Raw genomic sequence first — 11,537 nt, 5'->3', positions numbered from 1 at the left:
GCGCCTCGGGTTTGTTAGGGTGGTCGGCATGGCGGAGATCCCGGGCCGGCGTGCGCGCAAGAAGGCGGCGACCAGGCAGGCGCTGGCCGACGCGGCGCTGCGGCTGTTCCTGGAGCGCGGGTTCGACCAGGTCACCGTCGCCGAGATCGCCGCCGCCGCCGACACGGCCGTCTCCACGCTGTTCGTGCACTTCCCCGGCGGCAAGGAGGCGCTCGTCCTCGGTGACGGCGGCGAGCGCGCCGAGGCGCTGACCGCGGCGGTGCGCGACCGGCCCGCGGGCGGGTCGGTCCTCGACGCCCTGCGCGACTTCCTGGCCACCCGCGGCCCGTTCGCGGCAGACCTGGACCCCGACCACCGGCGGCGCACCCGGCTCGTGGTCGAGACCCCCGCGCTGCGCGCCCACGCCCGCAAGCTCTGGACCGACAACGAGGCGGTGCTCGCCCGGGTGATCGCCGAGGAGACCGGCGGCGACCCGGCGGAGCTCTCGCTGCGCCTGCTCGCCCGGTTCGTGCTGGAGGTCCCGGACCTCGCGGCCCTGGAGCCCGACCCCCGGGCCGCGCTGCGCACCGCCTTCGCCCACCTCCGCGCGGGGTGGCCGGACCTCTGAGGCCACTTGCCGGAACGGCAACAAAACGTGCGGAACTCGCGGCCGGGTCGCAAGGTGGGTCGCGGAGGTGGTCGTGATGACCGATCAGCTGGGTGACAGCTATGACGTGGTGGTGGTCGGCGGCGGGGCGGCCGGCTTGAACGGGGCTTTGATGCTGGCCCGCTCGCGGCGCTCGGTGGTGGTGGTCGACGCCGGCGAGCCCCGCAACGCCCCCGCCGACGGCGTGCACGGACTGCTCGGCCGGGAGGGGACCCCGCCGGCCGAACTGCTGGCGCGCGGACGGGACGAGGTCCGATCCTACGGCGGCCACGTCGTGCCCGGCCGGGTCGACGCGGTGGCCTTCGCCGACGACGGGTTCGCCGTGACGCTGGCCGACGGGCGCGCGGTCCGCGCGCGGCGGCTGCTGGTCGCCACCGGCCTGGTGGACGAGCTGCCGGCCGTGCCGGGGCTGCGCGAGCGGTGGGGGCGCGAGGTCCTGCACTGCCCGTACTGCCACGGCTACGAGGTCCGGGACCGGGCGGTCGGCGTGCTGGCCGGCGGGCCGATGTCGGTCCACCAGGCGTTGCTGTTCCGGCAACTCACCGATGACGTCACCTACTTCGCCAACGGCGCGGAACCCGCTGCCGACGAGACCGAACGGCTGGCCGCGCGCGGCATCCGGATCGTGGCCGGGCAGGTCGCGGCCGTCGAGGTCGCCGACGACCGGCTGACCGGCGTGCGACTGGCCGACGGCACGGTGGTCGCCCGCGACGCGCTGGTGGTCGCGCCGCGCATGGTCGCCCGGGTCGGCTTCCTGCGCGCGATCGGGCTGCACCCGGTCGAGCACCCGTCCGGGGCGGGCGAGCACCTGGCCGCCGACCCGACGGGCCGGACCGACGTGCACGGTGTCTGGGTCGCGGGAAACTCGGCCGACCTGGCCGCGCAGGTCGGCGCGGCCGCCGCCGCCGGTGCCATGGCCGGCGCGCAGATCAACGCCGACCTGGTCGCGGAGGAGACCCGACTGGCCGTCGACGCCTACCGGGACCCGGTCACCGCGGGTTCCGGGGCCCGGGAGGGTGCGGCGGTGCCGGGCGAGCGTCCGCACGGCCGCTGAGCGGGCCGGGCGCCCAGCTGTCCGGCAGGGCGGGCCGGGAGCCCAGGTACCCGCGCAGCGCGGCCAGTGCCGGGTGCGGGTTGCCCGCCCGCCACAGCACCGAGTGCGGGTAGACCGGCGTCGGGTGGTGCAGGTCGACCCGGCGCAGGTCGTGCTCGGGCGCCCGGAGCAGCCGGGTCTGCCCGCCCACGAACGCCGCCAGGTCCGCCGAGCGCGTGATCACGTCCAGCAGCGGCTCGGTGCCGTAGTGCGGGCCGACCGGGTCGAGCGTGAACCCGAACTCGGCGGCGAGCCCCTCGTAGAACTCGCCCCACTCGGTGCCCGCGATCCCGGGCATCCAGATCCGCCGGCCGGCGAGGTCGGCCGGCCGCACCGCGCCCGCCTCGGCGAACTCGTGGCGCGGGCCGGTGAGCAGCTGGATCGGCTCGTCGAGCACCCGGACCGCCTCGATGCCGGGCGGCAGCGCGCCCGCCGCCCGGAACGAGGCGTCGACCGTGCCGGCGAGCAGGGCGGCGGTCGCGGCGTCGGCGTCGTGCAGGGTCACCACGTGCAGCTCGACCTCGGGGTGCGCGCGGTGGAAGTCGCGCAGCAGGTCGGCCGGCGCGAGCTTGCGGCCGATCACGTCCACCCGCAGCGCCCGCCGTTCGGGCCGGACCGACGCCACCGCCCGCCCGGCGGCGTCGAGCAGGTCCCGGGCGTGGGGCAGGAACGCCTCGCCGTCCGCCGACAGCCGCGCGCCCTGCGCGGTCCGGGTGAACAGCCGCACGCCGAGTTCCTTCTCCAGCGCGGCGATCCGCTTGGACACCGCCTGCTGGCTGATCGCCAGGTCCTCGGCGGCCCGCTGGAACCGGCCCTCGTCCACTACGGCGACGAAGGTGCGCACGGCAGCGAGATCCACGCCGCAGGACCCTAGCCGCACAACCGCCGGTTGTGCCCCGGTGCCCGCGGGGTTGTTTGCCGCACCGGCCGTCCGGTCGCTTGGATCTCGTCCGGAGGTGGGGGATGGGACGGCGGTTCGGGTGGCTGTGGGCGTCGTTCGCGGTGAGCACGTTCGGCGCGTGCCTCGCGTTCGACGCCTTCACCCTCATAGCGGTCCTGGTGCTGCACGCCGGGCCGGTCGAGGTGTCGGCGCTGGCGGCGGTCGGACGTGCGGTGGGCGCGGTCGTGGCGGTGCCGCTGGGGCCGTGGGTGGAGTTCCGCCGCAAGCGCCCGGTGATGGTCGCGACCGACCTGGTCCGGTTCGCGGCGGTGGCGAGCGTGCCGGTGGCACACCTGGCCGGGTGGTTGGGTTTCGGTCAGCTCGTGGTGGTGTCGGTGGTGGTCGCGGCCTCGGACATCGCGTTCCGGGCGGCCAGTGGCGCCTACCTGAAGTCGTTGGTGGGCAAGGAAGACCTGCTGATCGCGAACGGCCGGTTCGAGGCCACGACGTGGACCGCCACCGCGCTGGGGCCGCCACTGGGCGGCCTGGCGGTCGGGGTGTTCGGCCCGGTGGTCACGGTCGCCGCGAACGCTGCGAGCTACCTGCTGTCGGCCATCGGGATCCGGGCGATCGGCGGTGCCGAGCCGCCGCCGGCGCGGGCCGGCGAGCGGCTGCGCGTCGGCGACCTGCTCGAAGGCTGGCGGCACGTCCTGCGGCACCCGACGCTGCGGCCGTTGTTCGGCAACACCCTGCTGGTCAACGGCCTGATCATGGCGATCGCGCCGCCGGTCGCGCTGCTCATGCTCGGCCCGCTGGGGTTCTCGGCCTGGGAGTACGGGCTCGCGTTCGGGCTGCCGTGCCTGGGCGGGCTGGTCGGCGCGCGGCTGGCCCGGCCGCTGGTCGCGCGGTTCGGGGCGCACCGCGTGCTGCGCGTCGCCGGGACGTTGCGCGCGTGCTGGTCGCTGGGCCTGGCCTTCGTCGGGCCCGGACCGGGCGGGCTGGTGCTCGTCCTCGTCGTCCAGTTCGGACTGGTGACCTGCGTGGGCGTGTTCAACCCGGTGTTCGCCACCCACCGGCTGGAGCGGACCGGCGCGGACCGGGTCGCCCGCACGCTGGCGGCGTGGTCGGTCACCAGCGCCCTGACCACCGCCGCCCTGACGGCGCTGTGGGGCGTGCTGGCGGCGATGGTCGGTGTTCGCGAGGCGGTCCTGACGGCCGGGATCCTGCTGCTGGCGACCCCGTTCCTGCTGCCCCGCGCGGACCCCGTGCCGGAGCCCGACTTCGCGCGGCGGCACTGACACCCCCGCCCGGCCGCGTCGACCGGCCGGGCGGGAGTGCGGTCAGGCGCGCCTGCCGAGCCGGCTCACCAGCGCGACACCGGCCACCAGGGACAGCAGGCCGGACAGCGCGAGCCAGCCGACCCCGACGCCGGTCGCGGCCAGGGCGTCCGGGTCGTGCGCGGGCGCGCCTCCCGGCGGAGGTCCGGCACCCGGGTCGAGCTGGTCCGGGTCGGGCTGGTCGGGAGCGGACTCGACGTAGACGATCGTCGGGTTCCCGCCGTTGTCACCGGCCCGCACCTCGAACGGCCCGGTCGCCTTCCACGGGCCGACCACGCCGAAGTCGTACAGGTCGGCGGGCAGGTCGTGGAACTCGAAGCTGCCCTGCAGACCGCTCACCGCGCGGGCGACCACCTGGCCGGTGACCTGGTTGCGCAGGTACACCTTCACCCCGGTCAGCGGTTCGGCGGCCGGCGGGCACATGGCGCACGTGACGCCGCGGGGCAGCAGGCGCAGCAGGCGTCCGACGGCCCGGTCCGCGTGCGCGCCGGGCACCCGGGCCACCGCCTCGACCCTGATCGCGCCGTTGCCGTTCGGCGGCGCGCCGACGGTGCAGTCCACCCGCAGGTGCCCGGCCCGCGCCGCCTCGGGCGTGACCCGGAAGGTGACGGGGTAGGTCCGCGACGTGCCGCCGGGCACGCTGGTGCCCTGCTCGCTGCCGAGCTCACCGAGGTCGACCAGCACGCCGTAGATGGACCAGCAGGTCGCCTTGAGCTCGGGGACGGCCGTGGGGCCGGAGTTGGTCAAGGTCAGCGCGAGGACGGAGATGTCGTCCTGGGCGTAGGCCGGCTTGGTGAACGCGGCGGTCGCGGTGATCTGCCCCTCCACCCGGCCGGCGCCGCGGAGCAGCACGTCCGGGTCGTCGACGTCGTCGATCTCGACCCCGGTCGGCGGGAACCACCACTCGGAGCCGGCGAACTCCACGACGTACCGACCGACCGGCACGGTGGCGGTGAAACGCCCGTTCGAATCGGTGTGGACCGTGTAGGAACCCCACGGGTGGCCGCCCTGCAACCGGATCCCGAAGCCGGCCGCCCGCTCACCGGGGTCCATCGTGCCGCTGCCGTTGGTGTCGAGGTACACGACGCCCGAGTAGGTGCCGCGCACGATGCTGATCGGGACCGCGGCGGTGACGGTGTTGTCCGCGGGGGAGGCGTCGGGCTCGGCGGCGGTCGTCGTGACGACGAGCCGGACCTCCCCGCGCTCCGGGTAGTGCGCGTAGCCGCTCGCCGTGCCCTGGGCGGACTGGCCCGGTTCCAGCGTGACACCCGGCCAGCCGAAGCCGGACCAGTAGTTGCTGTCGATGTTGCCGGTCGACGTGACGCCCACGCCGGTGGCGGTCGCCGTTCCGACGTTGGTCACCGTCGCGCGCGCCCGGACGACCTCGTGCGCGTAGTAGGCGGGCTTGTCGTACACCACCGCGATCCGCAGGTCGACGCCGGCTTCCGGGGCCGCCGCGGTCGGCGGCTCGACGGGCGCGGTCGGCGTGGATCCCGGTGGCGCCGGGTCCGGTGGGTACGGGGGCGCGGGCGTCGGTGCCGGGGTCGTGGGTACCGGGATCGGCGTTTCGGTGGTGGGGGATTGCGGGGTGGTGGTGTCGGTCGGGGCGGGTCTGGAGGTCTCGGGTGGGTCGGTGGTCTGGGCGGCGGCCGGTCCCACCGACACCCCCAGGGCCAGCAGGGCGGTGAGCAGGAGCGCTCCGGTCGACTGGCATAAGCGGGACATGCGGTTGTTCCTCTCGTCGGGTTCCGCGGGAGCCACCCAGCGTTCTCCTCTCGGGACCGGCGCACAACGCCGGATCGGCGGGACGTGGACCGGCCCTGCCGGAACCGGTCGGTCCGACTAGCCTGCTCGGTGTGCCCGCCCGGACGGGCGCACCGCCGACGCACGACCCGCAGGGAGCCCGCATGACCGAGCAGCCCACCCGTTCCGACGCCCCCGTCGCGGTCACCGGCGCGACCGGACGGCTGGGTGGCCGCGTCGCCTGCCGGCTCGCCGAAGCCGGTGTGCCGCAACGACTCCTGCTGCGCGACCCGGCCCGTGCGCCGGAACTGCCGGGCGCGACGGCCGTGCCCGGCGACTACGGCGACCGCGCGGCGGTCCGGGCCGCCCTGGAGGGCGTCGAGCGGGTGCTGATGGTGTCGGCACCGGAGACGGCCGACCGGGTCGACCTGCACCGGGCGTTCGTGGACGCGGCGGTCGACGCGGGCGTGGCGCACCTGGTCTACATCTCGTTCTTCGGCGCGTCGCCGGACGCGACCTTCACGCTGGCGCGCGACCACCACGCGACCGAGCAGCACATCCGGGCGAGCGGTCTGGCGCACACGTTCTTGCGGGACAACATGTACGCCGACCTGATGCCGTCGATGGCGGGCCAGGACGGGGTGATCCGGGGTCCCGCCGAGGACGGCCGGGTCTCCGTGGTCGCGCTGGACGACATCGCCGAGGCCGCCGTCGCCGTGCTGCTGGCCGCCCCGGAGCACGCGGGCGCGGTGTACAGCCTGACCGGGCCGCAGGCGCTGACCCTGGACGAGGTGACCGCGATCCTGACCGAGGTCACCGGCCGCCCGGCGGTCTACGAGCGGGAAACCGTCGAGGAGGCGTACCTGTCGCGTGCGCCGTACAAGGCCCCGGACTGGATGCTCGACGCGTGGGTCTCCACCTACACCGCCATCGCCAAGGGCGAACTGGCCGAGGTGACCAAGGACGTCGAACGCCTCACCGGCCACCCCGCCACGCCCCTGGCCGACGTGGTGCGCGCCGCCCAGAGCTGACAAGCCCGAAACCGACCGACACTGCGCCGACCTGCCCAAAACCGACCTGCCCAGAGCCGGTCGACACTGCGCTGACCTGACTGGTCGGGGGTCAGCGCGGTGCGCCTTGGAGGTAGGCGAGCACCGCCGGCACGCGGCGGTGGCCGCCCTCGCTCTGCTGGAGGTCGAGCTTCGCGAAGACGTTGCGGATGTGCTTGGCCACCGCCGTGTCCGACACCGCCAGGGACCCGGCGATCTCGGTGTTGTCCTGGCCCTCGGCCATCAGCGCCAGCACCTCGCGCTCGCGGTTGCTCAGCCGTTTCAGCTCGGTGCCGCGCTGCCGCCGGGTGAGCAGCTGGGCGATCACCTCGGAGTCGATGGCGGTGCCGCCGCCGACCACGCGGTGCAGCGCATCGAGGAACTTCGCCACCCGGCCCACCCGCTCCTTGAGCAGGTAGCCGACCTTGCCGCCGCCGGAGAGCAGCTCCAACGCGTAGCTGTGCTCGACATGCGCGGAGAGCACCAGCACCGGCAGGCCCGGGTGCCGGCGACGGGCCTCGACCGCCGCGCGCAGGCCCTCGTCGCGGTAGGTCGGCGGCAGGCGCACGTCGACCACCGCCACGTCCGGCAGCCCGCCGGCCAGCGCGTCGAGGAAGTCGTCGGCGGTCTCGGCGGTGCCGGTCACCTCGACCCCCTCGGACCGCAGCAGCAGGGTCAGCCCTTCGCGCAGCAGGGCGTCGTCCTCGACGATCAGGACGCGCACGGCAGCACCACTTCCAGCACGGTGGGGCCGCCGGGCGGGCTGGTCAGCGACATCGCCCCGGAGAACGCCTCGACCCGGCGGCGCATCCCGGTCAGCCCCCGGCCCTGGCCCTCGGCCGCGCCGCCCAGCCCGTCGTCGGTGACGGTGATCCGCAGGTTGCCCTTCGCGCCGGCCACGCGGACCCGCACCGAGCGGGCGCCGCTGTGCTTGGACACGTTGGTCAGGGCCTCCGACACCACGTAGTACGCCGCCGCCTCCACGGCCGTCGGCGCGCGCGGCACGTCCACCACGTCCAGCTCGCACGGCACCCCCGAGTGCGACGCCAGCGACGTCAGCGCCCCGTCCAGGCCCCGGTCGGCCAGGATCGGCGGGTAGATGCCGCGCACCACCTCGCGCAGGCCGGCCAGCGCGTCCGTCGCGGCGTCCTGCGCGCGCAGCACGAGCGGCAGGGCGGTCTCCGGATCGCGGCGCAACGCGCTTTCCACCATGCCCAGGTGCATCGACACCGCGACGATCCGGTTCTGCGTGTCGTCGTGCAGCGCGCCCTCGATCCGCCGCAGCTCCATGCCGTGCGCGTCGAGCGCGGCGGCCCGGCTCACCGACAGCCGCGCGACCTGCTCGGCCAGCCGGACCCGGCCGCCGCGCCCCGGTGAGAGCAGCCGCCGGCCGACCCGGGCGTGCAGCCGGGCCAGCGGTGGCGCGATCAGCAGCGCGATCACCACGTACGCGACGCCCTGGCCGAACGAGCTGAGCGCGGTGGGCCAGGAGGTGATCTGGTGGATCATGCTGACCGGCTTGTCCGCCGGGAGCAGGTACCACCACAGCGGGATGGTGAGCCCGAACACGGTGCCCAGCGACAGGGTGAGCCCGATGATGCCGAGCGGAATCCCGACCACGGCGTGGAACAGCAGCCAGACGAGGTCGCGGCGGGTGGCCGGGTCGGACAGGGTGGTGGCCAGCCGGACCGACGCCGGGCCCTCCAGCGGGCGGTAGGGGACGGGCACCTCGACGCCGAGGTAGCGCGCCACCCGGCGGCGGTCGAAGCCGATCAGCACGCGCAGCGCGCCGGCCAGCCGGGGGATGCCGAACACGCCGACCAGCAGCAGGCCCAGCACGACGGTCAGTGCGGGCAGCACCGTCAGCGCGAGCAGCGAGACCAGGGAGGTGCCGAACCCGACGACCAGGTAGCCGCACGAGCGGATCGCGTCGCGCAGGCGGTGCCGAAGACCGGCCCACCGGCCGACCCGCGCGTTCTCCCCGCTCACACCGTGCTCGCCCGTCTCCTCGAAACTCCAGGTGACCCAGGGTAACCCGGCGGAGGGGGTGCGGCGGACGAGGGGGCGGTCACTCCCTTGTGGACCGGCGGGCGTTCGCCACCCGTGCCGCGGCTCCACGTCGCTAGGGTGGCGGCGTGAGCACCGTCGAGATCGTGCCGGCCGGTCCGGAGGACGCCGAGGCGTTGACCACCCTCATGCACGGGTGTTCCGCCTACAGCGGCGAGTACGCCTCGATCCTGCACGACTTCCGGGTGACCGCCGAGCACGTGCGCGCGCACCCGACGTTCCTGGCCGGGGCGGCGGGCGAGGTGCTCGGCTTCTACAGCCTGATCACCGACCCGGCGGAGCTGGACATGCTGTTCGTCGCGGACCGGGCGCAGGGCGCGGGCCTGGGCGCGCGGCTGGTCGGCCACCTGCTGGAGCAGGCCCGCGCGCGGGGCCTGACCACGGTCAAGGTCGTGTCGCACCCGCCGGCCGAGGGGTTCTACCGGCGGATGGGCGCCCGCCGGGTGGGCGTGGTCCCGGCCCGGCCGCCCAAGGTCACCTGGGAACGGCCGGAGCTCGCGTTCGACGTCGGGCCGCGCTGACCGCCCGGTCGGCCGCGCCCCGGCGTGGCAGGATCGGGTGTCGTGGCGGACGAGACGGAACCGGTGCTCGCGGCGGTCGGCCCCCGGCTGCGCGCCCTGCGCAAGCGGCGCGGGCTGACCCTGGCCGACCTGTCGACCGAGACCGGCACGTCGGAGAGCACCCTGTCCCGGCTGGAGAGCGGCGACCGCAGGCCCACCCTGGAGTTGCTGCTGCCGCTGGCCCGCGTGTACGGGGTGCCGCTGGACGACCTCGTCGGCGCGCCGCGCACCGGCGACCCGCGGATCCACTTGCGACCGATCCACCGCCACGGCATGACGTTCATCCCGCTCACCAGCCGGGCGGGCGGGGTGCAGGCGTTCAAGATGCTCATCCCGAGCCGGCGGGAGCCGGCCGAACCGACGCCGCAGACCCACGGCGGCTACGAGTGGGTGTACGTCCTCGACGGCCGGCTGCGGCTGGTGGTCGGCGACCGCGACCTGGTGCTGGCCGCCGGCGAGGCCGCCGAGTTCGACACCGCGCTGCCGCACTGGCTCGGCTCGTCCGACGGCCGCGCCGTGGAGACGCTCGTCCTGTTCGGACCGCAGGGCGAGCGCGCCCACGTCCGGGCGCGCACCGCCCGTCAGCCCGGCGCCGTGCCGCAGAGTCAAGTCCACAGTGGACGGTAGCCCGGACGGGGATCGCGCTGTGGCCGTATCCCCGCCCGGGTCCCGGGTTTCTCGCGGAGGTCGTCAGGCGTCCCGGACGCAGGTGCTCGCCACGTAGCCGTCGATACGGGCGTTGCCGTCCCGGTCGACCGGGATCCAGCCGTTGGCGTCGGTCGTCCCGCAGGCGGTGTACCGCCCACCGGCCACCACCGGGAAGCAGGACAGCCGGTGGCCGCGGTTCACCGTGACGAGGATGTCGTAGTTGGTACCAGGGCCGGATCGCACGTGCAGCCCGTCGGTGTTGGAGATGACCCAGCCGTAGCCGGCGCAGCGCGCCGCCGCGATCGAGGTCCGGTCGGCCGGGGACTGGAGGCCGGCCGCCGGAGCGGGATCCGCTCCGGCGACGCCGCCGAGCGTCGCGCAGCCGAACAGGGTTGTCGCCAGGGTGATCGCGGACAGTGTCTTGTTCATCGTCGTCACCATTTTCGGATGGTCGTTCCCGATGGCCGCGCCTTTTCGGGCGGCTCGTCGCCGTTGTGCTGTCCCGGCGGTGATAAAGTCCAGGGCCGGTCCTGTCGGTGGCCCATTCATCGCCGGGGTATCCGGCCGGCCAACCGTATGACGCGCTCCGACGGTGGGGGAAGAGCACTTCCCGGCGGTGTTTCGACTATGGCCAAATCCCGGTATAAACGCAGTTCAGCGATTTGGCTTGGAGCAGTGGGCAGTCACGTCACGGCCGGGCGGAGCCGGTGCAGAACCAGAATGCGCCGGGCAGGGCCGAGCTGTCCGGACTGCTGTCGCCGGCGCGGATGTCCCCGACCCGGTTCTTCGCCGAGTCGTAGAAGTGCGCGGTGATGGGCAGGTTGTTGTCGTAGGAGAAGACCGCGTCCTGCAAGTGGTAGTCGGCGAGCCGCCAGCACATGTTCTGCCGCTGGGTCCGGAAGTTCATGTCGTCGAAGCCGGTGTTCCGGTACAGGCACAGCCACGTCGCCTCGCACGGTTCGGCGATCGTCGTCGGCGTCGGGTGTTCCGGCCGCGATCGCGACGCGGTGACCAGCAGCACCCCGATCACGATCGCGGCGACCGCGCCCAGCAGCCACCACTTGCGCCGCCTGATCCACGGTGCCGCCGGCGGGCGTTCCACCGGCGCGGCCTGGGCCAGGACCGCGGCGGCCGCCTGGTCCCACCGCTGTCGCCACGTCGCGTGAACGCGCTGCTCGTCCTGGCCGAGCACGCCGACCGCGAGCGATCGGACGAACTCCCAGGTGGTCTCCCAGGACGGCAGCTGCGCGCCGCGCGCCGCCGCCGACAACGCCGATTTCGAGGCCAGCGCGCCGTGGTCCTTGCGCATGGAGTCGTAGGACGGGTCACCCGCGCGTTGCTTGAGCTCCCACAACCGCCGGGCGAAGACGGCCGCCGGGCCGGCGCCCTCGGGAGCTTTGGCCACCCGCCCCGGCGCCCGGTTCCGGTTGTCTCGTTGCCCATCGTTCTCCCACGCGACGGGTTGGCCGGCCGGGCGGTGTCGTACGCCTCGACCGGCAGGGTCGGACCGCGTG

12 protein-coding genes are annotated in these 11,537 nt (G+C 74.7%); 6 read left to right on the top strand and 6 right to left on the bottom strand.

Features of this window, described 5'->3' with window-relative positions; all coding sequences use genetic code 11:
* Positions 1–28 precede the first annotated feature (28 nt).
* The gene (locus tag BN6_RS21500) at positions 29–607 is read left to right on the top strand and encodes a TetR/AcrR family transcriptional regulator (protein WP_015101833.1); all 579 of its coding nucleotides are present in this window, start codon (positions 29–31) and stop codon (positions 605–607) included.
* Positions 608–683: 76 nt separating this feature from the next.
* Positions 684–1,700, top strand: a complete 1,017-nt coding sequence (locus BN6_RS21495; RefSeq protein WP_015101832.1) for an NAD(P)/FAD-dependent oxidoreductase — start codon at positions 684–686, stop codon at positions 1,698–1,700.
* Here the strand turns inward: BN6_RS21495 and BN6_RS21490 are convergent.
* Complete coding sequence (locus tag BN6_RS21490; protein ID WP_015101831.1) at positions 1,636–2,598, bottom strand: LysR family transcriptional regulator; 963 nt, start codon at positions 2,596–2,598, stop codon at positions 1,636–1,638. The genes BN6_RS21495 and BN6_RS21490 overlap by 65 nt on opposite strands.
* Positions 2,599–2,702: 104 nt before the next feature.
* Between BN6_RS21490 and BN6_RS21485 the strand changes: the two genes are divergently transcribed.
* The gene (locus tag BN6_RS21485; RefSeq protein WP_015101830.1) at positions 2,703–3,917 is read left to right on the top strand and encodes an MFS transporter; all 1,215 of its coding nucleotides are present in this window, start codon (positions 2,703–2,705) and stop codon (positions 3,915–3,917) included.
* Positions 3,918–3,959: 42 nt separating this feature from the next.
* Here BN6_RS21485 and BN6_RS21480 read toward each other — a convergent pair whose 3' ends face one another.
* The gene (locus BN6_RS21480) at positions 3,960–5,681 is read right to left on the bottom strand and encodes a hypothetical protein (RefSeq protein WP_015101829.1); all 1,722 of its coding nucleotides are present in this window, start codon (positions 5,679–5,681) and stop codon (positions 3,960–3,962) included.
* Positions 5,682–5,863: 182 nt separating this feature from the next.
* On the opposite strand from BN6_RS21480, the gene BN6_RS21475 reads away from it, so the two are divergent.
* Complete coding sequence (locus tag BN6_RS21475) at positions 5,864–6,730, top strand: SDR family oxidoreductase (protein ID WP_015101828.1); 867 nt, start codon at positions 5,864–5,866, stop codon at positions 6,728–6,730.
* A gap of 91 nt (positions 6,731–6,821) precedes the next feature.
* Here the strand turns inward: BN6_RS21475 and BN6_RS21470 are convergent, their stop codons facing one another.
* Entirely contained in the window at positions 6,822–7,472 is a 651-nt protein-coding gene (locus BN6_RS21470; protein WP_041313543.1) for a response regulator transcription factor, read from the bottom strand.
* Complete coding sequence (locus tag BN6_RS21465; RefSeq protein WP_148302955.1) at positions 7,460–8,737, bottom strand: sensor histidine kinase; 1,278 nt, start codon at positions 8,735–8,737, stop codon at positions 7,460–7,462. The genes BN6_RS21470 and BN6_RS21465 overlap by 13 nt, the downstream gene beginning before the upstream one ends.
* Positions 8,738–8,883: 146 nt before the next feature.
* Between BN6_RS21465 and BN6_RS21460 the strand changes: the two genes are divergently transcribed.
* Together BN6_RS21460 and BN6_RS21455 are read left to right on the top strand one after the other, a co-directional pair.
* A complete protein-coding gene (locus BN6_RS21460) occupies positions 8,884–9,336 on the top strand; it encodes a GNAT family N-acetyltransferase (protein WP_015101825.1) in 453 nt (150 codons plus the stop codon).
* Between the two features lie 42 nt (positions 9,337–9,378).
* Entirely contained in the window at positions 9,379–10,002 is a 624-nt protein-coding gene (locus tag BN6_RS21455; protein WP_015101824.1) for a helix-turn-helix domain-containing protein, read from the top strand.
* 63 nt (positions 10,003–10,065) lie between these two features.
* Here the strand turns inward: BN6_RS21455 and BN6_RS21450 are convergent, their stop codons facing one another.
* Together BN6_RS21450 and BN6_RS42185 are read right to left on the bottom strand one after the other, a co-directional pair.
* Positions 10,066–10,452 carry an SH3 domain-containing protein gene (locus BN6_RS21450; protein WP_015101823.1) on the bottom strand — a complete coding sequence of 129 codons (387 nt, stop codon included), beginning with the start codon at positions 10,450–10,452 and terminating at the stop codon, positions 10,066–10,068.
* A gap of 259 nt (positions 10,453–10,711) precedes the next feature.
* Positions 10,712–11,428: a peptidase inhibitor family I36 protein gene (locus tag BN6_RS42185; protein WP_051075672.1), complete on the bottom strand. Its 717-nt coding sequence runs from the start codon at positions 11,426–11,428 to the stop codon at positions 10,712–10,714.
* Positions 11,429–11,537 lie beyond the last annotated feature (109 nt).

It is taken from the genome of Saccharothrix espanaensis DSM 44229 (assembly GCF_000328705.1).
Lineage (GTDB): Bacteria > Actinomycetota > Actinomycetes > Mycobacteriales > Pseudonocardiaceae > Actinosynnema > Actinosynnema espanaense.
This window is presented reverse-complemented; position numbering and strand designations above follow the sequence as displayed.